The organism is Streptomyces sp. NPDC091280 (assembly GCF_044768565.1).
Taxonomy (GTDB): Bacteria; Actinomycetota; Actinomycetes; order Streptomycetales; family Streptomycetaceae; genus Streptomyces.
The window spans coordinates 160,510-182,489 of record NZ_JBIVUZ010000006.1 but is presented as its reverse complement, the minus strand read 5'-3'; the positions used below and the strand labels follow the sequence as shown (position 1 = coordinate 182,489).

Genomic DNA, 21,980 nt, shown 5'->3' with positions numbered 1-21,980 from the left:
AGCCCGCTATGTTCGACGCGGACAACGAACATGTGGAGCTCGTGTGCAGACGACGGTTGAGCCGCCCAGAGCGGCGGAGGCGGAAGTCGTGCGGGCCGGGTGGCCCCGGTCCTGGCCGCTGCTGTTGCTGGGGGCCGCGGTTCTGCCCGGCCTGGTGCTCTTCTCCGTCGGGCGGTGGCTGGACTCGCCGGCCGTGCAGGCCTGGCGGACCGTGTGTCTGGCCATCACCACACAGGCGCTGCCCTTCCTGCTGCTGGGCACGGCCTTGTCGGGGGCGATCAACGCGTTCGTGCCGGCGCGGGTGTTCACGCGGATCCTGCCGAAGCGGGCCGCGTTGGCGGTGCCGGTCGCCGGGATGGCGGGGGTCGTGCTGCCGGGCTGCGAGTGCGCGTCGGTGCCGGTCGCGAACAGTCTGATCGGACGCGGGGTCACCCCGGCCGCCGCGTTCGCGTTCCTGCTGTCGGCGCCCGCCATCAACCCGGTGGTGCTGACCGCCACCGCCATCGCGTTCCCCGCCAGCCCGGTCATGGTGCTGGCCCGGCTGCTCGCCTCGCTCGCCACCGCCGTGGTGATGGGCTGGCTGTGGCTCTGGCTCGGGCGGGCGGAGTGGCTGCGCCCGGTCGCGCGCCAGACCGGGCACCAGCCGGGGCACAGCCGATTCACGGAGTTCCGCACCGGGTTCCAGCACGACTTCCTGCACGCGGGCGGGTTCCTGGTCGTCGGGGCGATGGCGGCGGCGACCTTCAACGTCGCCGTACCGCGCTCCGTGCTCGACACGTTCGCCGGTTCGCCCTGGCTGTCGGTCCTGTTCCTGGCCGCGCTCGCGATCATCCTCGCGGTGTGCTCCGAGGCCGACGCGTTCGTGGCGTCCTCGCTCACGGGCTTCTCCCCCACCGCCCGGCTCGCGTTCATGGTCGTCGGCCCGATGGTCGACCTGAAGCTGATCGCCCTCCAGACCGGCACGTTCGGCCGGGCCTTCGCGGTCCGCTTCTCCGCCGCCACGACGGTCGTCGCGGTGCTGTCCAGCGCGCTGATCGGAGCCGTACTGCTGTGAGACGCCCTCTCCAGGTGACCCTGCTCGTCCTCAGCGGCCTGGGCCTGCTGCACGCCTCGCTCTTCACCGACCTGTGCCTGCGCTACGTCAAGCCGAGCATGCGCCCGATGCTGGTCGCCTCCGGGTTCCTGCTGGTCCTGCTGGCCATCGCGGAGGCGTGGTCCCGCCCGAAGCCGGGCGCCGCCCACGGCCACGGTCACGACCACGACGACCTCACCGAACCCGCCGACGAGCACGCGGGCCACAACCACTCCAAGGTGCCCCGCGTCGCCTGGCTGCTCTTCCTCCCCGCGCTGAGCCTGCTCTTCTACGCCCCGCCCGCCCTCGGCGCCTACACCGCCTCCCGGGCCGCCCCCAAGGCCGTCGCCCAGCAGGACTCCTTCGATCCGCTGCCCGCGACCTCGCCGCTGCCGATGACGCTCACCGACTTCACCACCCGCGTGCAGCAGGACCGCAAGGGGACCATCAAGGGCCGTACCGTCCAGATGACCGGTTTCGTCACGCCGGACGAAGGAAGCACCTCCTGGGACCTGACCCGCATCATGATCTCGTGCTGCGCGGCGGACGCCCAGTCCATCAAGGTGCGGGTCTACGGCATCCCGGCGCTGGCCGCCAACACCTGGGTGACGATCACCGGGACCTGGCACGCGGGCGGAACCCTGGGGACGAGTTCCGCCCCGGCCGCGCTCGACGGCGTCACCGTGGAAAAGGTCGCCAAGCCGGTGAACGCCTATCAGGACGCCCTGCCCTTCCCGGCCTCGCGCTGAGAGGACCGGTGGCCGACGGCTAGGCCACCGAGATGTCCACGGACGGCCGCAGCTTCGCCGCCGCGGCCAGTGCCTCGTGCACGGGGTGTGTGTCGAAGGCCGTCAACAGGGCCTCGTCCGGCGGGAGTTCGGACGCCGGGTAGGCGATCTGCTCGTAGGCCGCCTGGAAGCGCGGGCCCCAGCGGCGGGCGCCCAGGCGGGCCGTGCGGGAGCAGTTGTCGACCATGTACGCCACATCGCGGGCGTGCATGTAGGGCAGCAGGGAGTCCACCGCCTCGATGACGGACTCGTTGACGATCTCCGACCAGGGGTGGCCGCGCTCGGCGAACTCGTCGATCTGGGCGGTCATCGTCGCCACGAACACCCCGGCGGTGAACGGCTCGACGGGCAGGGCGTGTTCGGCCCGGCGGGCGCGGACCGCCGCTCCGGAGGCCCACATCGGTGAACCGCCGATCCCGCTCATCTCCCGTGCGCCGAGCCGCCGTTCGGCCAGGACGACGCTGCGCAGCTCGGTGCCGTCCGCGACCTCGTCGTAGATCTCGGCGACGAGTTCGCGGGCGGGGCCGTAGGTCGCCGAGTACGCGCGGTCGAAGACCTCGCGTCCGGCCGGGTCCAACTCCTGGCGGACGGCGCGGAGTCCGGTGTGCGAGATGGTGCGGGCGATGGGGCCGGTGACGTTCTCGCAGGACCGCTCGTAGGCGGTCACCGGGTCGTCGCCGGTCAGCCGGTAGCGGGTGAACAGGCTCTCCACGATGCCGTGCACCGCGCCGAGCAGGATGGCGCGCTCGCCCACGATGTCGGAGCGGTACTCGCTCTCCAGCGTGGTGCGGAAGGTGTACGGCGAGCCGAGCGCGACCGACCAGGCGAGCGCGCGGTCGGCGGCCCGGCCGTCCGGGTCGGCGTGGACGGCGTAACTGCTGTTGATTCCGGCGCCGTTGAGCTGTGCGCCCTGTTCGTAGAGGCGGCGCACGGAGTCGCCCATGCCCTTGGGGCAGACGGCGATGACGCCGTGTCCGGGCGGGAACTCGCCGCCGTTCTCGCGGAGATGGCCGAGGAGGAAGCCGTGGGAGAGGCCGATGGTGGCGCCGGGCCTGAGGGCCGCGAAGATCTCCTCGTGGTGGGCGGCGAGGGCCGCGTCCGCGATGAGCAGGATGACCAGGTCGCTGTCGGCGGTGACGGCGAGCCAGTCACCGAGGGTGCCGTCCGCCTCGGTGAAGCCGTGGGCGCGGGCGTCGGCGGCGGAGGCCGAGCCGGGGCGCAGGCCGACGCCGACCCGGATGTCGGTACCGGCGAGGGAGTCGCGCAGGTTGAGGGCCTGGGCGCGGCCCTGCGGTCCCCAGCCGATGACGCCGATGCGGCGGACGCCGGCGAAAGCCTTCGGGAGCAGGGGGAAGAGGTGCCGGCCGCCGCGCAGGACGGTCTCCGTGCCGCCGGGCACGTCCAGCGTTTCGAGGGTGAAGACGGCGGAGGGGTGCGTGGTCGAGGTCATGGTGGAGTTGTAGGCTCCGGGCACATGTTGCGGCAAGCGCAACATGTGCAGCGGGCTGTTGCGTGAGATGAAAGGGCCAGGTCGCGGTATGCGGGACGATCATCGGGAGCTACGGCTTTTTCTCCATCTGGCGCAGACGCTGAACTTCGGTCGGACGAGCCTCGACTGTCATGTCAGTCCGGCGACGCTCACGCGGACCGTGCAGCGGCTGGAGGCCGATCTCGGGCAGCGGCTGTTCGACCGTGGGGCGCGCGGTGTGTCGTTGACGGCGGAGGGGCACCGGTTCCGTGAATACGCCGTCCAGGCGCTGGAGTTGTGGCGCGCCTACCGCGAGGAGCATCCCGATCCGGCCGAACTCACGGGCAGGCTGGCCCTGTTCGCCACGGTGACCGCCTGCCAGGCGCTGCTGCCCGACCTGTTGGCGCCGTTCCGGGCCGCGCATCCCCAGGTGCGGCTGGATCTGCGCACCGGTGACGCGGCGGCGGCGCTGGCCCGGCTCGACGAGGGTGAGGTGGACGTGGCGGTCGCGGGCATCCCGGCGCGGCTGCCGGAACCGCTGGTGAGCCGGACGGTCGCGGTGACCGAACTGGTCCTGGTCACCGCCCGCGACCGCCCCGACCCGGATCTAGACGGCCCGTTCGTCCTGCCGCACCGGGGCCTGGTGCGGGAGGCCGCCGACCGCTGGTTCCGGGCCCGTGCCACGACACCGGACGTGGCCTGCGAACCGGACGGCCACGAGGGCCTGTTGACCCTGGTCGCGCTGGGCTGCGGCACGGGCGTGGTGCCCCGGCTGGTGCTGGAGAGCAGCGCCGTGCGGGAGCGGCTGGCGGTGATCGCGGCGGACCCCGCCCCGCAGCCGCTCCCGATCGGCCTGTGCGTACGGCGAACGGACCTGCGCCGGCCCCTGGTAGCGGCCCTGTGGAGTCTCACGGCGCCGTAGCCGACCGGGGCCGCGCGGAACCGCGCTCCGGGTGGAGCGCTCAGTCCAGGTCGACCGGCCCGTCGTTCTTCTTGTCGTCCTTCTTCGCCGGGAGCTGGAGCAGGTTCTTGACGTCGTCGCCGGGGCGGCGGCCGTCGTTGTCGGCGTTGCCGAGGTTCCCCCGGACCGAGTCCAGGATGGTGAGGCCCTGCGAGACCAGCCCGGCCGCGATCTCGCCGAGTCCGTCCGCGCCGTTGAGGACGTTGACGTTGGCCCCCGCGAGACCCCCCGCCGCTTCCTTCACGATCTGCGGAAGCTGGTCGATGAGCATGCGGTCGAGCGCGACCCGGTCGTAGGAGGCCGCCGCCTCCGCCTGGATCTTCATGCGGTCCGCCTCGGCGATGGCGAGCAGTTTGATCCGCTGGGCCTCGGCCTCGGCCGGCTTGACGATCTCGGCGACGAGCTGCTGCTGGCGCAACTCGGCCTGCCGCTGGGCCAGTTCGGTCTGCGCGGCGAGCACTTCCTGCTGGGCGTGGGCCAGTGCCAGCGGTCCGGCCTGCGCGGCCTGGGCCTGGGCGCGGTCCACCTCGGCGGAGTACTCGGCCTTGACGATCGCGGTCTGCCGGGCGTACTCGGCCTGGTTGCGGGCCGCCGCCTGCTCCGCCTCGGCCGAGGCCTGCGTGGCCTGTGCCTGGGCGATCTGGGCCTGGCGCTGGATGGCCGCCTTGTGCGGCGCGGACATGGCGTCGATGTAGCCGGTGGCGCCGTCGTCGATGGACTGGATCTGGAGCGAGTCGACGATGAGGCCGATCTTCGCCATCTCGATCTTCGAGGTGTCCAGGACCTCGGCGGCGAGCTTCTGCCGCTCGGTGACGATCTCCTCGACGGTCATCGAGCCGATGATCGCGCGCAGGTGGCCGGCGAAGATACGGCCGGTCAGGACCGACATCTGGTCCTGGTCGGACAGGAAGCGCTGGCCCGCGTTGATGATGCTCTCGGTGTCGTTGCCGACCTTGAAGGCGATCACGGCACGGACGTTCAGTGCGATGCCCTGCCGGGTCACGCAGGTCTCGGTGACCTCCGCCTCGCACATCGCCAGGGTGAGGAAACGGGTCTTGCGGAACACCGGGAGCACGAACTTCCCGTGCCCCGTCACCACGCGGAACGGCGCGCCCCCCAGTCCCCGCCTGCCACCCGAGATCAGCATCGCCTCGTCGGGAGCGGGAACGCGGTAACCGAACATGCTGGTACTCCTCACTCTGCGCCGGCGGGGTCCCCGCCCAGCGCGTCCAATGGATCCACCCATTCGATGACGTGGACCTCACGACCCCCACGCGACTCGATCACGAGCACGGTCGCCCCCGTGGGCAGAGGATCGTCCGACCAGGCGAGGAAGGTCTCGGAGCCGCCCCGGACGCGCACCAGGACCTCGCCGGGGCCCGCGCTGCCGCGGGTTCCGATGATCACCTGCCCCGTGCATCCGATCACGGGCTCATCCTGCGGCATCACCGGCCGCCCTCCATCCTCTGGCCTTAGGTTTCCGACGATAGACCTACTCCGGCCCGGCTCCCAACGGGCTCGTCGATTCCTTCCGTCACCCGCCGTCCGCGCGGTCAGGAAAGTGCCGCCAGCGGGTCGTCGAGGACGGGCTGCCAGGCCAACTCGGCGGCGCCGACCAGGCTGTTGTGGTCGAGGGTGCAGGCGAGGATCGGCACTCCCCCGCTCTGGCCCCACAGGCTCCGGTCGGCGACGACCGCGCGCAGCCGGTCCGGGTCGGCGTCGAGGAGGGCGCGGTGCAGTCCGCCGAGGATGATCCGGTCGGGGTTGAGGATGTTGACCAGCCCGGCGAGCCCGAGCCCGAGCCGGTCGACGAGCGTCTCGGCGGCGCCGCGCACGGACGGGTCGTCGTAGTGGTCGCGGATCAGGTCGTTGGACTGCTGGAGCAGGGACACCTCGGGGCCGGGGTCGCGGCCGGCGGCGGCGAGGAAGGCGAACGGGTCGGCCTCGACGTCGAGACAGCCCCGGCTTCCGCAGTGGCAGGGGCGGCCCTCGGGGTTGACGGTCAGGTGTCCGACTTCGAGCGCGAGCCCCGAACTCCCCGTGTGCAGACGGCCGTCGAGGACCAGCGCGCCGCCGACCCCCCGGTGTCCGGTGGCCACGCACAGCAGGTCGCGGGCGCCCCGGCCCGCGCCGTGCCGGTGCTCGGCGAGCGCGGCGAGGTTGACGTCGTTGCCCGCGAACGCCGGCACGGTGAGACCGGCCGCGCGCACGCACTCGGTGAAGATCCGCCGTACCGGTGCCCCCGCGGGCCAGGCGAGGTGGAGCGGGTTGAGCGCCAGTCCCTCGGGCTCGGCGACGGCGGAGGGCACGGCAAGGCCGGCGCCCACGCAGCGTCGGCCCGTCTCGCGCAGCAGCCCCGCGCCGGCCTCGACGACCGAGCCGAGCACCTTCGCCGGGTCGGCGTCCACGGCCTCGCAGCCAGGGGCCGTCGCCACGATCCGGCCGCCGAGTCCGACGAGCGCGGCGCGGAAGCCGTCGGCGTGCACCTGGGCGGCGAGGACGACGGGGCCGTCCTCGGCGAGCGCGAGCCGGTGCGAGGGCCGGCCCTGCGAACCGGCCGCCGCACCGGGCCTCGCGTCGACCCTGATCAGGCCCAGCGCCTCCAGTTCGGCGGCGACCGCGCCGGCCGTCGCGCGGGTCACGCCGAGTTCGGCGGTGAGGACGGCGCGGGTGGGAGCGCGGCCGGTGTGCACGAGTTCCAGCGCGGGGCCGAGGGCGCCGCGTCCTCGGTCCAGTCGCGCCCTTGAGGTTGTCCCTTCGCCGCTCATGAGGGGGAGTCTCCCATGATCCGCAGGCGGAGCCACCAGGGGCGCAGGCTAGAACCCGCTCACCCTGAGCGTGACGTTCAGCCGGCCCGTCAGTCCCAACTCACGGGGCGCGGTACCCGCGTGGACCTTCGGCACGCCGTGGTACGCCAGTCGTGACGGGCCGCCGAACACGAACAGGTCCCCGCTGCGCAACTCGACGTCCGTGTAGGGCTTCGTGCGCGTCGCGGTGTTGCCGAAGCGGAAGACACAGGTGTCGCCGAGGCTGAGCGAGACGACCGGCGCACCGGACTTCTCGTCGCTGTCGCGGTGCATGCCCATGCGGGCGTCGGCGTCGTAGAAATTGATCAGGGCGATGTCGTACGACGACGTCGGCGCCCCCAGGGTGTCGGTGACCGCCTGCCGTCCCAGCTCGTCGAGCCAGCGCGGGAACGGTTTGACCGGGGTGCCGTCGCCGTCGCTCGTCGTGCGGGAGTAGCCGTAGGGGTACCAGTGCCAGCCGAGGCAGACCTGTCGGGCGGTCATCGTGCCGCCGCCGGGGGTGCGGACCGTACGCAGGCCGGCCGGTGGACGGGCCCACTCGCGGCAGGCGCTCAGGAGGGTGCGCTGACGGTCCGGGGCGAGCCAGTCCGGCAGGTGCACCGCGCCCGGGGCGATCTCCGTGCGGGCCCGGGGAAACAGCTCGGCGTCCATGCGCTCCATCCTGCCCCGACCGGTCGCGGGCCGACGCTCGGTTAGCCTTGGCGCACGATGGACGACCGTATCGACCGCATGACGACTCCGTGGGGCGACCGCGCCCTGGCCCGCTTCCCCGAGGACCCGCGCGACCGGCTGCGCGCCTGGGACGCGTCCGACGAGTACCTGCTGCGACACCTCGCGGAACGCGACAGCCCGCTGTCCGGCGCGGTCGTGATCGTGGGCGACCGCTGGGGCGCCCTGGCCACGGCGCTGGCGGGGCACCGTCCGGCGCAGATCACGGACTCGTTCCTCACCCAGGAGGCGACGCGCGCGAACCTGGCGCGCAACGGGGTCGCCCCGGACTCCGTACGGCTGCTCACCACGCAGGATCCGCCGCCCGAGCGGGTCGACGTGCTGCTGGTGCGGGTGCCGAAGAGCCTCGCGCTGCTGGAGGACCAGTTGCTGCGGCTGGCACCCGGGGTGCGTGCCGACACGGTCGTGGTCGGGACCGGCATGGTCAAGGAGATCCACACCTCGACGCTGAAGCTGTTCGAGCGGATCCTCGGTCCGACCCGGACCTCGCTGGCCGAGAAGAAGGCCCGGCTGATCCACTGCGCGCCCCGGTCCCCGGGGACCCGGGCCGCCAATCCCTGGCCGCACAGCTACGCCCTGCCCGACGACATCGGTACGGTCTCGGGGCGGACCGTGGTCAATCACGCGGGTGTGTTCTGCGCCGAGCGTCTCGACATCGGCACCCGGTTCTTCCTCCGCCATCTGCCCTCGGGCCGGGGCCCCCGCCGGGTCGTCGACCTGGGGTGCGGCAACGGTGTCGTCGGTACGGCGGTGTCGCTGGCCGATCCGGAGGCCGAAGTCCTGTTCGTGGACGAGTCGTTCCAGGCCGTGGCGTCCGCCGAGGCCACGTACAAGGCCAACGGGGTGCCGGGGCATGCCGAGTTCAGGGTCGGGGACGGGCTGAGCGGGGTCCCGGCCGAGAGCGTGGACCTGGTGCTGAACAATCCGCCGTTCCACTCGCACCAGGCGACGACCGACGCGACGGCCTGGCGAATGTTCACCGACGCGCGGCGCGCGCTGCGACCGGGCGGTGAGCTGTGGGTGGTCGGCAACCGGCATCTCGCGTATCACGTGAAACTGCGGCGGTTCTTCGGCAACAGTCAACTCGTCGCGAGCGACCCGAAGTTCGTGGTGCTGAAGGCCGTCAGGCGATAGCCGGGCCGGGCTCGGCGAGCACGGCGATGATCCGGGCCACTTCCCCGGCCATCGCCTCCCGCGCCACGCTCAGGTACTTGCGGGGGTCGACCGCGTCGGGGTGCTCGGCCAGGTGGGCGCGGACGGCGCCGGTCAGCGCGAGGTTGAGGGCCGTGCCCACGTTGACCTTGGTGATGCCGCCGGCGACGGCGGCGGTCAGCTCGTCGTCGGGCACCCCTGAGGAGCCGTGCAGGACGAGGGGGACGTCCAGGGCGGCGGTGAGCCGCTTGAGGAGGTCGTGGTCGAGGGTGGCCGTCCGGGTGGTCATGGCGTGGGAGCTGCCGATGGCGACGGCGAGGGCGTCGACGCCGGAGTCGGCGACGAAGGCGCGGGCCTGGGCGGGGTCGGTGCGGGCTCCGGGAGCGTGGGCGTCGAGCGGCGGCTCGCCGGCCTTGCCGCCGACCTGCCCCAACTCGGCCTCGATCCAGAGTCCTTGGGCGTGGGCCCAGTCGGCGGCGGCGCGGGTCGCGGCGAGGTTGTCGGCGTAGGGCAGGCGGGCCGCGTCGTACATGACGGAGCTGAATCCGGCGTCCGGTGCCTGCCGGAGCAGGTCGTCGCTCTGGACGTGGTCGAGGTGCAACGCGACGGGTACGGCGGCCCGTTCGGCGGCGGCGACGGCCGCGCGGGCGAGCGGGAGGAGGCGGCCGTGGCGGAACGCGACGGCGTTCTCGCTGACTTGGAGGACCACGGGGGCGGCGGCGGACTCCGCGCCGGTGACGACGGCCTCGATGTGTTCCAGCGTGATGATGTTGAAGGCGGCCACGGCGGAGCGGGCCTCGGCGGCGCGGGGGACGAGTGCGCCGGTGGTGACGAGCGGCACGGCCGGTCCTTTCCTGGAGTCTGGGTGCCGGGCTTCAGGGAGTCAGGGCCTGTCCGAGGCTTCGAGGATCACCGAGCGGGTGAGGTGGCGCGGGCGGTCCGGGTCGAGGTCGCGGTGGGCGGCGACGGCGACCGCGAGGCGCTGGGCGCGGACGAGTTCGGCGAGCGGGTCGAGGCCGCCCTCGACCCACAACCCGCCGGTCGCGCGCACCTGTTGGGCCAGTCCCTCGGGTGCCTCGCCGAGCATCCAGGTGGCGGTGCCGTGGGTGGTGATGCTGATCGGGCCGTGCCGGTACTCCATCGCGGGGTAGGCCTCGGTCCAGGACAGGGAGGCCTCGCGCATCTTCAGGCCCGCCTCGTTGGCGAGGCCCACCGTCCAGCCGCGGCCGAGGAAGGTGAACTGCGTGCAGGCGACGAGCTGTTGGGGTATCTCGGCGGCGAGCGCGGTGCGGGCGTCGGTGACCACGGCGTCGCTGTGCAGGCCCAGGTGGGCGCGGAGCAGGGTGACCGCGGTGGTCGCGAACCGGGTCTGTACGACGGAGCGTTCGTCGGCGAAGTCGAGGACCACGATCTCGTCGGCGGCCGTCATGACGGGCGTGTGCGGGTCGGCGGTGATCGCGGTGGTGCGGGTGCGGCCCTTCAACCGGCCCAGGAGTTCCAGTACTTCGGTGGTGGTGCCGGAGCGGGTGAGGGCGAGGACCCGGTCGTACGGGCGGCCGTGGGGGAACTCGGAGGCGGCGAAGGCATCGGTCTCACCCTGGCCCGCTCCCTCGCGCAGGGCGGCGACCGCCTGCGCCATGAAGTAGGAGGTGCCGCAGCCGACGACGGCGACCCGCTCCCCGGGTGCGGGCAGCGCCTCCCGATGCCTCGGTGCCTGCGACGCGGCGCGGGTCCAGCACTCGGGCTGGCTCTTCAGTTCGTCCTCGACATAGGTCATGGCGCACCCCTCCCAGAAATGCTCGTTCATGCAAGATATAGCGAGCTTTCGAGCAGAATCAAGCAAACTGAAGAGGATGGGGTGCGCTAGGGTCGCCGGAGAATCGAGGAACGGAGAGTGCGGATGTCGCGCGACGCCCGCTGGCAGGCGCTGCTGGAGCTGCTCGTGGAGCGCGGACGGCTCGACGTCGAGGAGGCGGCGGCCGATCTCGCGGTGTCGGCCGCGACCATCCGCCGTGACTTCGACCAGCTCGCCGAGCAGCAGATGCTGGTCCGCACGCGGGGCGGCGCCGTGGTGCACGGGGTGTCGTACGAACTGCCGTTGCGCTACAAGACCGCGCGGCACGCCTCCGAGAAGCAGCGCATCGCCAAGGCCGTCGCGGAGCTCGTCACACCGGGCGAGGCGGTGGGCCTGACCGGCGGTACGACGACCACGGAAGTCGCCCGCGCCCTGGCCGTGCGCGGCGATCTCGGCTCCGGCACACCTGCGCTGACCGTCGTGACCAACGCGCTCAACATCGCCAATGAGCTGGCCGTACGGCCCCAGTTCAAGATCGTGCTGACCGGCGGGGTCGCGCGCCCGCAGTCGTACGAACTCGTCGGGCCGCTCGCGGACGGGGTGCTCTCGCAGATCACCGTCGATGTGGCGGTGCTCGGTGTGGTCGCCATCGACGTGACGCACGGCGCGGCGGCCCACGACGAGGCGGAGGCCGCGATCAACCGGCTGCTGTGCGAGCGCGCCGGGCGCGTGGTCGTCGCGGCCGACTCCAGCAAGCTCGGGCAGCGGGCCTTCGCCCGGATCTGCCCGGTGGAGGCGGTGGACACGCTGGTGACGGACACGGCGGTGGCGCCGGAGACGGTACGGCGGTTCGAGGAGGCGGGGGTCGCGGTGCTCGCGGTGTGAACCCGCCGCGCCGGAGCCGGAGTCGCGGGACGCCGAGGGGCGACGTCCCGCAGCTGCCCGGCGGTTGACGAGGTGTCAGCCGAAGATCTTCACGGCCTGGTAGTACGTCCACGCGGTGCTGTTGCAGGCGGTCGCGGTGGCACCGCTGTAGGCGGCGCAGACGCGCTTGAGGTCCTCGTAGAAGGCGCTGTCGAGCCGGGACTTGTTGGCGTCGAAGCCGCCCGCGGCCTTGTAGTTGCGGTAGCCGAAGTCGTGGCGGGCGCAGGACGTGGCGAAGGGGAAGCCGAAGGGGTTGTCGGGCGAGTCGGAGCAGTAGTCGGTGGACCAGTCGAACTCGTAGGCGGACCAGGCGCTTTGGTTGGCGCGGGCCGCGGCCCAGAGGTTGTAGCTCGACGCGCTGGTCTGCGTCCAGCTGGAGAGGACCTGGGGCTTGTCGGCGGGTACGGCGGTGGCGGCTGTCGCGGTGGCGACGACGGCGACCAGGGCCAGAGTCGAGGCGGCGAGACCGGTGGCGAGTCTGCGGTGCATCCAACACCTCCATGAGACCGCGATCCGCCGGTCGGATCGCAGGTTCATGACAAGATGATTTCCGGCTCGACCCCGCCTTCACACCGCATGTGCCCCAATGACCCGTTAACTCTCGGATGTGCCGGGAGATCGGGACATGAACCCCATGAGGAGACCTGGGGCGGCGGGCACGGGCGGGCGGCTCCGGGCGGTGAAACCGCCGTGAAACCACGCTGAATGCGGTCTGCCGCACGCTCTGCGGCATGACGACAACGACATCGCCCGCACTCGGCATCGCGGCCGAGGGGCTGCGCAAGGCCTACGGGGACAAGACGGTCCTCGACGGCATCGACCTGACGGTACCGGCCGGCACGGTGTTCGCCCTGCTCGGCCCGAACGGCGCCGGTAAGACCACCGCCGTCAAGATCCTCTCCACCCTCATCGCCGCCGACGCCGGTCAACTGACCGTCGGCGGGCACGACTTGGCCGTCGACCCGCAGGCCGTGCGGGCCATGATCGGCGTCACCGGGCAGTTCTCCGCCGTCGACGGGCTGATCACCGGCGAGGAGAACATGCTCCTCATGGCCGATCTGCACCATCTGCCGAGGCGGGAGGGCCGGCGGGTGGCCGCCGAACTCCTCGCGCGCTTCGACCTCACCGAGGCCGCGAAGAAGCCCGCCGCCACCTACTCCGGCGGCATGAAGCGCCGCCTCGACATCGCCATGACGCTGGTCGGCGGCCCGCGGATCATCTTCCTCGACGAGCCGACCACCGGCCTCGACCCGCGCTCCCGCCACACCATGTGGGGCATCATCCGCGCGCTGGTCTCCGACGGCGTCACCGTCTTCCTCACCACCCAGTACCTGGAGGAGGCCGACGAACTCGCCGACCGCATCGCGGTGTTGCACGACGGCAGGATCGCCGCCGAGGGCAGCGCGGAGGAACTCAAGCGGCTCGTCCCCGGCGGACACGTCCGGCTCCGCTTCACCGACCCGGCCGCCTACCAGGCCGCCGCCACCGAGCTGCGCGAGGTCACCCGCGACGACGAGGCGCTGTCGCTCCAGATCCCCAGCGACGGCAGCCAGCGCGAACTGCGCGCCGTCCTCGACTGGTTGGACGCCGCCGGCATCGAGGCCGACGAACTGACCGTGCACACCCCCGACCTCGACGACGTGTTCTTCGCCCTCACCGGCGACAGCAAGGCCCCCCACCAGCCGAAGGAGAACGCCCGATGAGCACCCTCGCCCTCGCCCTGCGCGACTCGAACACGATGCTGCGCCGCAATCTGCTGCACGCCTGGCGCTACCCGTCCGGCACCCTGAACCTGCTGCTCACGCCGATCATGCTGCTGCTGCTCTTCGTCTACATCTTCGGTGACGTGATGAGCGCGGGCATCGGCGGCGGCGGCGCGGACCGCTCCGCCTACATCGCCTACATCGTCCCGGGCATCCTGATGATGACCATCGGCGGCACGGTGATCGGGGCCGCCGTGCACGTCTCCATGGACATGAACGAGGGACTCATCGCCCGCTTCCGGACCATGGCGATCTACCGCGGGTCCATGCTCGTCGGGCATGTCGTGGGCAGCGTGCTCCAGTGCGTGGCCAGCGTGGTCCTCGTCGGCGCCGTCGGCGTGGCCATCGGCTTCCGGTCCACGGACGCCACCGGGCTGGAGTGGCTGGCCGCGTTCGGACTGCTCGTCCTGTTCTCCCTCGCGCTCACCTGGATCGCGGTCGGCATGGGGATGGCGAGCCCGAACGCCGAGGCGGCGGCCAACAGCGCCCAGCCGCTGATCCTGCTGCCGCTGATCTCCAGCGCCTTCATCCCGGCCGACACGATGCCGGGCTGGTTCCGGCCGATCGCCGAGTACCAGCCCTTCACGCCCGCGATCGAGACCCTGCGCGGACTGCTGCTCGGCACGGAGATCGGTGACAACTGGTGGATCGCGCTGGCCTGGTGCGTCGCACTGACCGCGCTCGGCTACCGCTGGTCGATGGCCTCGTTCAAGCGCGACCCGAAGTAACCGCCATGACCGCGCGGGCCGCCGCCCGCAACTCGTCGCGCCCCAGGGCGGCGTACTCCGACACCGCGTCGGCGTACGCCGCCCTGTCGGCTTCCTCGGCCGCCTCCCGGGCACGCTCCGCCGACATCGTCGGATGGAACTCCCGCATCACCCGCAGCCGTTCGGCCAGCGCGAGCATCCGTACGCCCGCGGTGTCGCCGGAGGCGAGCGCGACCAGGCCGAGGGCGTGCAACACCGTCCCGAACATGGGGAGTTCGGCGGGCGAGCCGACCGGCTCCGCGAGCAGCGCGCCCAGCCGCAGCCGCAACCGGGCGATCAGCTCCGCGACCGGCGCCAGACGGCCAGCGTAGGCGTGCGCGGTCACCGCGACCGCCTGGATCACCAACGCCCAAGGGTCGAGGGGGGCTTGGCCGCCGCGCGCCGAGCCGGCCGCGAGCATCCGCTCCACCACCCCGCGCCACAGGCCCAGTCCGACCTCCGTCAGCCCACGGGTGAGCGCGATCTCGGCACGCCCGCACAGGTCGGGCCGGTAGAAGTCGTCCTGGCCCGGGGAGTTGTCGCGCTCGGCGCGCCGCAGCCACTCCTCCGCCTCCTCCAGCTCGCCGCGCTGAAGACACGCGAAGACAAGGAGCGAGCGAACACCGATGTGGTCGTGGCCGTCGCCGAGCCGCGGCAGCACGGCGAGGGACGCCCTCAGGTGCTCGTACGCCTCCGCACCGCGTCCCGTGCGCAGGCACAGCTCGCTCAGCCGGGAGTGCACCATGAGCTGCACGGACGGATTGTCGACCGGCGCCAGTCCGGCGACCGCCCTGCGGGCCGAGACGAGCGCGCGGTCGATGTCGTGCTCGAACTCCCAGACGTAGCAGGCCACGCACTCGGCGATACCGGAGAGCAGCGGCTGCTCACTGGCGCACAGCGCGCGCAGCACGCCGTAGTCGGGCGGCCGGATCTCGGGGATCGCGCTGAGCACGACCGCGGTGGCGCGCATCAGGGTGTCCGGCGGGGCCGGGGGCAGTCGGCGCAGGGTGGCGAGCTGGCGTACCGCGCGGGGGCCGGGGCCCATGAACACGGTCGCGGCGCCCAACACCGCGGCGGTGCGGGCCACTTCGACGTACGCGGGTTCGGGACGGTAGTGCGACAGCGGCGGTCCGGTGTCCTCGGCGAGCGCGGTGAGGCGGGGGTAGCTGGTGCCGGTGGACCACAGTGCGGCGAGGACGGCGGTCACGGCGGCGGTCGTCGGGCCGTCCGCGCGGGCCAGGGCGTGGCGCAGGGCCGACAGGAGGTTGTCCTGTTCGGCCTTGATGCGCTCCCAGGCGGACTGCGCGTCGGAGCCGAAGAGCACGTCGTGGTGGGCGACCCCGAAGTCCCGCGCCCAGAGCAGGAATCGGTCCACGGCCGCCTCGTCCTCGCCCGCTTCGGCGCGGCGGGCGGCACTGAACTCCCGTACGGTCTCCAGCATGCGGAACCGGACGCCGGCCGGGGTGTCGGCGACGGTGAGCAGGGACTGGTCGGCCAGTTGCTCCAGGAGGAACAGCGGGTCCTCGCCCAGGACTTGCTCCGCCGCGTCGCCGAGGAAGCCGCCGGGGAAGACGGAGAGCGTGCGCAGCGCGGCCCGGGCGTCCTCGGCGAGGAGATTCCAGCTCCACTCGACGACCGCGTGCAGGGTGCGGTGCCGTTCGGGCGCGTCCCGTGCGCCGCCGCGCAGCAGGGCGAACCGGTCGCCGAGGCGCTGGGCGATGTCCGGCACCGACAGGACCCGGACCCGGGCCGCGGCGAGTTCCACGGCGAGGGGCAGTCCGTCGAGGTGGCGGCAGAGTTCGGTCACCGCGTCCGGGGGCAGTTCCACGCCGGGGCGGGCGGCGCGGGCCCGCTGGGCGAACAGTTCGACGGAGGTGTCGAGGCCGAGTTCCGGGAGCGCGTACACCGCCTCCGAGGTCAGGCCCAGCGGGGCGCGGCTGGTGGCCAGCACCCGCAGGTCCTTCGAGGACGAGACGAGGGCCTGGACGAGGGCGGAGGCGCCCCGGACGATCTGCTCGCAGTTGTCGAGGACCAGCAGCGCGGGCCCGGTGCCGAGGACGCCGAGGATGCCGGCCACCGGGTCGTGGCCGTTGACGGCGCCGGGCCGGCCCTCGCCCGCGCCGAGCGCGGCGGCCACCTCGGCGGCCACGTCCGCGTCGCCGGTGACGCCGGCCAGCGGCACGAAGTACACCACGCGCTGCTCGGCCCGGCGGCTGACGGCGTGCGCGAGCCGGGTCTTGCCGAGGCCGCCGGGGCCCACGACGGTGACGGCGCGGGAGGCGCGCAGCGAGCCTTCGACCGCCGCGATGTCCTCGTCGCGGCCCAGGAGGGGGTTGGGTTCGTGCGGTACGCCGTGTCTGACCGCGGGTGCCTCGCCGCGCAGCAGTTCCTTGTGCACGGCCTTGAGCGCGGCGCCGGGGTCGGTGCCGAGGTCGTCGCGGAGTTCCCTGCGGTACGCCTCGTAGCGTGTCAGGGCGGCGGACGGGCCGGCCGACGCGGCCTCGGCGCGCAGCAGTTCGGCGAGCACCTCCTCGTCGCGGGGGTGCGCGGCGGCGACCGCGGCGAGCGGGCCGGCCGCCTCCGCGTGCCGTCCCAGGCGGGCGAGTGCGAGGGCCCGGGCGCGGACGAGCGCGCCGTGGACGGGGGCGCGTTCGGCGCGCAGGACGGCCACCGGGTCGGCGCTGTCGGGGTCCCCATCGGGGGTGCCCTCCCACAGGGCGAGTCCGGCCTCGGCGGCGGCCAGCGCGCCCGCGTGGTCCCCGGCCCTGGACCGGTCGGCGCCGACCGAGGCGTGCAGCAGCAGGGCGGAACTGTCGACCTGCTCCTCGGCGAGGGTGAGCCGGTAGCCGGTCGGGGTGCTGGCGATGACGTCGGCGCCCAGTTGGGCGCGGGCCCGGGACACCAGGACCTGGACCGCCTTGCCCGGCCGCTCGGGCAGTTCCTCCGGCCACAGCCCCGCGACCAGCCGCTCGGTGCTGCACCCCGTGCGCAGATCGCCGGCGAGCAGCGCGAGGAGGCCGCGGAGCCGGGGCGCGGTCACCTCCTGTCCGCGGTGGGCGACGCGGGGCAGCAGGGTGAGATCGGTGGTCACCTGTGCAGATTAGCCAAGGCCGGGCGGCCGTGGCTCCCGCCGTGGGGCGGCCGTTGCCCCAACACCCCTGTCGTCGAAGGCGGTTGGCGTCAGCGGGAGGGGGTCAGGGGCAGGTCGTCGGTGAAGGCGTTGACGGGCTGGGCGATGGTCCGGGTGCCGTGGACGTCGAGGGCGACCGCAGCGGACCTGGTGCCGAGGGCGCCTCGGGTGTGCCAGGTTCCGGTGACGGCGAGCCAGGTGTTGGCGGGCGGGGCGGGGGTGCCGTACATCCGGATCTTCACCGTCTGGGCGTCGGCGGCGCAGCAGGTGAAGATGATCCGGGTCAGGTCCCAGGCGCCGCCCTGTCCGGGTGTCACGAAGCCGGTCATCTCGACGGTACGGCCCCTGATCGCGTGTTCCTTGTCCTGCTGGACCCGGGTGGTGAAGTCGGTGAGGGTCATCGGGAGGGGGGTGGTCGCGGGCAGTGCGGCGAAGCGCTTGTGCCGGGCGACGGTCTCGCTGCCGGCGTGCGCGGCCGTGTAGGCGCCGAGGGCGGGCGGGGCGTAGAGGAGGAGGCTGAGCGCGGGGAGGAAGAGCAGCCAGGCGATGCGGGGGGCGGTGGAGTGGTCGTGGCCGTGGGCGTGCGCGTGGTCGTCGTGCTCGCCGGTGTCGCGGTCGAGCGCCGCGTGGGCCAGGCCCAGGAGGAGCAGGAGGGCGCCGGAGACGATCAGCAGGGGGCGCAGGCCCTCCTTGACGTAGCGCAGGTAGAGGTCGGTGAACAGGGCGGTGTGCAGCAGGCCCAGGCCGGTCAGGACCAGGAGCGTGATCTGCGCGGTGCGCTTCACAGCAGGACGCCTCCGATCAGGACGCTGGCGGCCACGGCCACGACGGTGGTCGCGGTGGAGAAACGTACGGCGAACGCCCGGCCGAAGGTGCCCGCCTGGAGGGCGATCAGTTTGAGGTCGACCATCGGGCCGACGACCATGAAGGCCAGCCGGGCCGTGGGTGAGAATCCGGTGAGCGAGGCCGCCACGAAGGCGTCGGCCTCGGAGCAGACCGCGAGGACGACGGCGAGCGCGGCCAGGAACAGCACGGACAGCCAGGGCGAGCCGGAGAAGGTGTCGAGGACGGAGCGCGGGACGGTCACGTTGAAGGTGGCCGCGGCCATCGCGCCCAGCACGAGGAAGCCGCCCGCGTGCAGGAAGTCGTGCTGGAAGCCGAGCCGGAACTCGGTGAGGCGGCTGTGTCCGTGCTGGTGTCCGGTGTGCCGGACGACCGGGCGCAGCCACTCGGTACGGCCGAGCCAGAGCCACAGCCAGCCCATGACGGCGGCGGTGGCGAGCGAGGCGAGCAGCCGGGCCAGCACCATGGCGGGGTTGCCGGGGAAGGCGACGGCGGTGGCGGTCAGCACGATCGGGTTGATCGCGGGCGCCGACAGCAGGAACGCGAACGCGGCGGCCGGGGTGACGCCCCGGCGGATCAGGCTGTTGGCGACCGGCACGGACGCGCACTCGCAGCCCGGCAGCACGACCCCGGCGATCCCGGCGACCGGGACGGCGAGCACGGCGCGCTTGGGCAGCACCTTGGTGAACAGGTCGGCCGGCACGAAGGCGTTGATGGCCCCGGACAGGGCGGTGCCCAGGAGGAGGAAGGGCAGCGCCTGCACGGTGATGGCCAGGCAGACGGTGCGCCACGCGGCCACGGCGGGGCCGTCGAGCCAGGGGGTGCCCGACAGCAGGAGGGCGCAGACCGCCAGTCCGAGGGCGGCGGCGAACACCGTCGCGGGCGGTGGTCTGCGCGGGCGGCGGCGCCGTCGCTCGGGTGGGTGGACGGCGGCCGGGGCCACCGCCTCCGTCACATCAAGCAGCTCATCCGTTTTTGGCATTTTTGCTCCGAATGTCTGATGTTGCGACAGAAGATAGTACGGTTCTCGCGTGATCAGCCGACTGTCCGTCACAATCGTCCGGGCGTGTCTGCGGGAGGGCCACGGCGGCAGCCCGACCGCCGTGCTGGACGAGGTGCCGCTGAGCGACGCCGAGCGGTGCCGGGTGCCGGTGCTCGTCGGAACCTCGCACGCCGTGTTCGTCGCGCCGCGCGGGTCCGAGGTGTCGCTGCGCTTCTTCACCGCCGAGGGCGAGCTGCCCGCCTGCGGCCACGGCACGGTCGCCGCCCTGGCGTTCCTCGCGGAGCGCGCCGGAGGTCCCGAGTACCGGGGCACCCTGCGCGCGGCGGGGCGTTCCTTCGCCGGACGGGCCGTACGGGAGGGCGCCCGGGTCCGCGCCGCCTTCGAACCCGGTCCTGTCGGGCTGCGGGAACCGACGACGGCCGAGCGCGGACTCGTCCTGCCGGCCCTGCGCGTCCCGCCCGGCGCACTCGCCCCCGGTGCCCGCGTGGCCTCGATCGGCCGCGAACGCCTGCTGGTCCCGGTCACCTCGCGCTCCGCGCTCACCGCGCTCGCCCCGCACTTCGACCGCCTCCGGGCGGCCTGCGACCGGTTCGGGTTCCTCGGCTGCTACGTCTACTCGGTGCCGACGCGCTCCGGCCGGATCGCGGCGCGCATGTTCGCGCCGTCGATCGGCGTCCCGGAGGACATCGCGAACGCCAACAGCACGGCCTGCCTCGCCGCCGACCTGGCCGACCGGGGCGTCACCGGGATCACCGTCGACATGGGCGACGCACTGGGCAGCCCGGCCACGATCACCGCGAGCGCGCGGCCGGTGCCGCAGGTAGGCGGCGTCGCGGAAGTCGAAGCTGCCGCAAGGGAGTTGGCCGTCTAGCGGGAACGGACCCGGGCCAGCACGGCACGGATCAGGTCGGCGCTGATCGTGAAGTGACTCCGCGCGATCTCCTCGGCGCGCTCCGGTTCGCCGGCCGCGATGGCCTCGTACAGGGCCCTGTGGTCCTCACCGCCCTGATGGAAGTGGGCCTGCTCGCCCTTGCCCCAGGGTTCGACCGGGAAGCCGAGGCTGATCCGGGCCAGCAGGTCCTGGCTGAGCATGACGATCTGCGGGTTGGCCGTGGCGACGCGGACGGCCTGGTGGAAGGCGCTGTCCGCGGTGTGCGCGTCGCGCTGGGTGCTGGCGGAGAGGTAGGCGGAGAGGGCGTCCCGCATGGCGTCGAGGTCCTCGGCGCGGCGGCGCCGGGCCGCGGTCGCGGCGACCATTCCCTCGACCAGCCCGCGCAGGTCGAAGAGCTGCTCGAACTCCTCCCAGCGGGGCAGCAGCGTGTGCCGGACGGCGGCCGCCGTCGACTCGGTCCAGCTGTCGCGGACGTAGGTCCCGCCGTTGCGGCCACGGCGGATCTCGACGACGCCGACGGCCTGGAGGCGGGCCACCGCCTCGCGCACGGTGGGGCGGCTGACCCGCAGCAGCCCGGTGAGTTCGCGCTCGGCCGGCAGCCGTTCGCCGGGCAGGAAGTCGCCGACGGCGATCGCGGTGAGCAGCCGGTCGGACACCTCGTCGACCGCCGAGGCCACCCGTACCGGGCGCAGCGCGGAGGACGGGGAACCGCCGAGGAGGACGCGGTCGAGCACGCGTGAGAACTCGTCCCCGGCTTCGGATGCCTCAGGTACGGATGTCAGTTGTCCTCCCCCTTCGGTGCCACTTCTGTAAACGGGCGCGGGCCACGTGAACTCGCCGTTACGTCTTGCCCAGCCGCCACTAAAAGGTCTTGTGCGCTGACCTTTTACCCAATCACCATCGCTGCCATCCGTCACATCCTTTTCCGTTTCCGCCATCGGCCGGCTCGCGTCCGGCCCCTCTGGGAGGCCCTCGCGTGGCGATTCCCGAACCGAACCACACCGGCACCGTCGACTTCAACGGCCGGTCGACCTGGTACCGGATCACCGGCGAACCCGGCCGGACCCCCTTGGTCGTCCTGCACGGCGGCCCCGGCGCCGGTCACAACTACACGCTCAGCATCGCGGGCATCGCACAGCAGGGACGCCCGGTGGTGCACTACGACCAGCTCGGCACCGGGCTGTCCACCCATCTGCCCGACGAGGGCGCCGACTTCTGGACCGTCCAGCTCTTCCTCGACGAACTCGACAACCTCCTCGCCGCGTTGGGCATCGCCGACGCCTACCACCTCCTCGGCCAGTCCTGGGGCGGCATGCTCGCCGCCGAGCACGCGGTACGCCGACCGGCCGGGCTGCGCGGTCTGGTCATCGCCAACTCCCCCGCGTCCATGGAGCTGTGGCTCGCGGCGGCGGCCGAACTGCGTGCCGCACTGCCGCCCGAGGTCCAGCGGACCCTGCTCGCCCACGAGGCGGCCGGGACCACGGACCACCCCGACTACCTCGCCGCCGAGCAGGTCTTCAACGAGCGCCATGTGTGCCGGCTGACCCCCAACCCGCCCGAGGTGCAGGCGACTTGGGAGAACATCGCGGCCGACCCGACCGTCTACCACACGATGAACGGGCCGAACGAGTTCCATGTCGTGGGCACCTTGAAGAACTGGTCGGTGATCGACCGGCTGCATCTCGTCGAGGCACCGACCCTGCTGGTGTCCGGGCGGTACGACGAGGCGACTCCCGAGACCCTGCGTCCGTTCGCCGACCACATCCCCGATGCGCGCTGGCACATGTTCGAGCACTCCAGCCACATGCCGCACGTCGAGGAGGAAGAGCTCTACCTCCGGGTCGTGGGCACCTTCCTCGACTCCGCCGACTGAGCAACCGCTCCCCGGCCCACCAACAGCCGTTTTC

21 protein-coding genes are annotated in these 21,980 nt (G+C 72.8%); 9 read left to right on the top strand and 12 right to left on the bottom strand.

Translation table 11 applies throughout. The annotated features are described in order from the left end of the window. Positions 1-43: 43 nt before the first annotated feature. Together ACIQPR_RS19620 and ACIQPR_RS19615 are read left to right on the top strand one after the other, a co-directional pair. Positions 44-1,054 (top strand): permease, encoded by a 1,011-nt coding sequence (locus tag ACIQPR_RS19620; RefSeq protein WP_403649813.1) that lies wholly within the window; start codon positions 44-46, stop codon positions 1,052-1,054. Beyond that, positions 1,051-1,821 (top strand): TIGR03943 family putative permease subunit, encoded by a 771-nt coding sequence (locus ACIQPR_RS19615; protein ID WP_403649810.1) that lies wholly within the window; start codon positions 1,051-1,053, stop codon positions 1,819-1,821. Before ACIQPR_RS19620 ends, ACIQPR_RS19615 begins: the two co-directional genes overlap by 4 nt. 19 nt (positions 1,822-1,840) lie before the next feature. Here ACIQPR_RS19615 and ACIQPR_RS19610 read toward each other — a convergent pair whose 3' ends face one another. Next, a complete protein-coding gene (locus ACIQPR_RS19610) occupies positions 1,841-3,310 on the bottom strand; it encodes a ketol-acid reductoisomerase (RefSeq protein WP_403649807.1) in 1,470 nt (489 codons plus the stop codon). Between the two features lie 88 nt (positions 3,311-3,398). Between ACIQPR_RS19610 and ilvY the strand changes: the two genes are divergently transcribed. Beyond that, positions 3,399-4,250, top strand: a complete 852-nt coding sequence (gene ilvY, locus ACIQPR_RS19605; RefSeq protein ID WP_403649804.1) for an HTH-type transcriptional activator IlvY — start codon at positions 3,399-3,401, stop codon at positions 4,248-4,250. A gap of 40 nt (positions 4,251-4,290) precedes the next feature. Here the strand turns inward: ilvY and ACIQPR_RS19600 are convergent, their stop codons facing one another. The 4 genes from ACIQPR_RS19600 to ACIQPR_RS19585 form a co-directional block, all read right to left on the bottom strand. Next, the gene (locus ACIQPR_RS19600; RefSeq protein ID WP_403649801.1) at positions 4,291-5,472 is read right to left on the bottom strand and encodes an SPFH domain-containing protein; all 1,182 of its coding nucleotides are present in this window, start codon (positions 5,470-5,472) and stop codon (positions 4,291-4,293) included. Positions 5,473-5,483: 11 nt separating this feature from the next. After that, the gene (locus ACIQPR_RS19595; RefSeq protein WP_403649798.1) at positions 5,484-5,735 is read right to left on the bottom strand and encodes a hypothetical protein; all 252 of its coding nucleotides are present in this window, start codon (positions 5,733-5,735) and stop codon (positions 5,484-5,486) included. 107 nt (positions 5,736-5,842) lie between these two features. Beyond that, a complete protein-coding gene (locus tag ACIQPR_RS19590; RefSeq protein ID WP_403649795.1) occupies positions 5,843-7,057 on the bottom strand; it encodes an ROK family protein in 1,215 nt (404 codons plus the stop codon). A 48-nt stretch (positions 7,058-7,105) separates the two neighbouring features. After that, positions 7,106-7,747 (bottom strand): alpha-ketoglutarate-dependent dioxygenase AlkB family protein, encoded by a 642-nt coding sequence (locus tag ACIQPR_RS19585; RefSeq protein WP_403649793.1) that lies wholly within the window; start codon positions 7,745-7,747, stop codon positions 7,106-7,108. A 78-nt stretch (positions 7,748-7,825) separates the two neighbouring features. Between ACIQPR_RS19585 and ACIQPR_RS19580 the strand changes: the two genes are divergently transcribed. Continuing rightward, positions 7,826-8,959 (top strand): methyltransferase, encoded by a 1,134-nt coding sequence (locus ACIQPR_RS19580; RefSeq protein WP_403650615.1) that lies wholly within the window; start codon positions 7,826-7,828, stop codon positions 8,957-8,959. Here the strand turns inward: ACIQPR_RS19580 and ACIQPR_RS19575 are convergent. Then, positions 8,949-9,818, bottom strand: a complete 870-nt coding sequence (locus ACIQPR_RS19575; protein ID WP_403649790.1) for a ketose-bisphosphate aldolase — start codon at positions 9,816-9,818, stop codon at positions 8,949-8,951. The genes ACIQPR_RS19580 and ACIQPR_RS19575 overlap by 11 nt on opposite strands. Before the next feature lie 42 nt (positions 9,819-9,860). Continuing rightward, positions 9,861-10,754: an SIS domain-containing protein gene (locus ACIQPR_RS19570; RefSeq protein ID WP_403650613.1), complete on the bottom strand. Its 894-nt coding sequence runs from the start codon at positions 10,752-10,754 to the stop codon at positions 9,861-9,863. A gap of 123 nt (positions 10,755-10,877) precedes the next feature. Here ACIQPR_RS19570 and ACIQPR_RS19565 point away from each other — a divergent pair, with 123 nt between their 5' ends. Beyond that, positions 10,878-11,657: a DeoR/GlpR family DNA-binding transcription regulator gene (locus ACIQPR_RS19565; RefSeq protein ID WP_403649787.1), complete on the top strand. Its 780-nt coding sequence runs from the start codon at positions 10,878-10,880 to the stop codon at positions 11,655-11,657. A gap of 75 nt (positions 11,658-11,732) precedes the next feature. Here ACIQPR_RS19565 and ACIQPR_RS19560 read toward each other — a convergent pair whose 3' ends face one another. Further along, on the bottom strand, positions 11,733-12,185 hold the full coding sequence (locus ACIQPR_RS19560) for a phospholipase (protein WP_403649784.1): 453 nt from the start codon (positions 12,183-12,185) through the stop codon (positions 11,733-11,735). 242 nt (positions 12,186-12,427) lie between these two features. Here ACIQPR_RS19560 and ACIQPR_RS19555 point away from each other — a divergent pair, with 242 nt between their 5' ends. Continuing rightward, entirely contained in the window at positions 12,428-13,399 is a 972-nt protein-coding gene (locus ACIQPR_RS19555; RefSeq protein ID WP_403649781.1) for an ATP-binding cassette domain-containing protein, read from the top strand. Next, entirely contained in the window at positions 13,396-14,187 is a 792-nt protein-coding gene (locus ACIQPR_RS19550) for an ABC transporter permease (RefSeq protein WP_403649779.1), read from the top strand. The genes ACIQPR_RS19555 and ACIQPR_RS19550 overlap by 4 nt, the downstream gene beginning before the upstream one ends. Here the strand turns inward: ACIQPR_RS19550 and ACIQPR_RS19545 are convergent. From ACIQPR_RS19545 to ACIQPR_RS19535, 3 genes are all read right to left on the bottom strand, one after another. Beyond that, the gene (locus ACIQPR_RS19545) at positions 14,168-17,296 is read right to left on the bottom strand and encodes an ATP-binding protein (protein ID WP_403649776.1); all 3,129 of its coding nucleotides are present in this window, start codon (positions 17,294-17,296) and stop codon (positions 14,168-14,170) included. The genes ACIQPR_RS19550 and ACIQPR_RS19545 overlap by 20 nt on opposite strands. Positions 17,297-17,385: 89 nt before the next feature. Next, positions 17,386-18,120 carry a TIGR03943 family putative permease subunit gene (locus ACIQPR_RS19540; protein WP_403649774.1) on the bottom strand — a complete coding sequence of 245 codons (735 nt, stop codon included), beginning with the start codon at positions 18,118-18,120 and terminating at the stop codon, positions 17,386-17,388. Next, on the bottom strand, positions 18,117-19,160 hold the full coding sequence (locus tag ACIQPR_RS19535) for a permease (protein WP_403649771.1): 1,044 nt from the start codon (positions 19,158-19,160) through the stop codon (positions 18,117-18,119). Before ACIQPR_RS19535 ends, ACIQPR_RS19540 begins: the two co-directional genes overlap by 4 nt. Before the next feature lie 49 nt (positions 19,161-19,209). Between ACIQPR_RS19535 and ACIQPR_RS19530 the strand changes: the two genes are divergently transcribed. Beyond that, positions 19,210-20,052, top strand: a complete 843-nt coding sequence (locus tag ACIQPR_RS19530) for a PhzF family phenazine biosynthesis protein (RefSeq protein WP_403649768.1) — start codon at positions 19,210-19,212, stop codon at positions 20,050-20,052. On the opposite strand, the gene ACIQPR_RS19525 is transcribed toward ACIQPR_RS19530, so the two are convergent. After that, positions 20,049-20,807, bottom strand: a complete 759-nt coding sequence (locus ACIQPR_RS19525) for a FadR/GntR family transcriptional regulator (protein WP_403649766.1) — start codon at positions 20,805-20,807, stop codon at positions 20,049-20,051. The genes ACIQPR_RS19530 and ACIQPR_RS19525 overlap by 4 nt on opposite strands. A gap of 242 nt (positions 20,808-21,049) precedes the next feature. Between ACIQPR_RS19525 and ACIQPR_RS19520 the strand changes: the two genes are divergently transcribed. Continuing rightward, positions 21,050-21,946, top strand: a complete 897-nt coding sequence (locus ACIQPR_RS19520) for a proline iminopeptidase-family hydrolase (protein WP_403649763.1) — start codon at positions 21,050-21,052, stop codon at positions 21,944-21,946. The last annotated feature ends 34 nt before the right edge of the window (positions 21,947-21,980 follow it).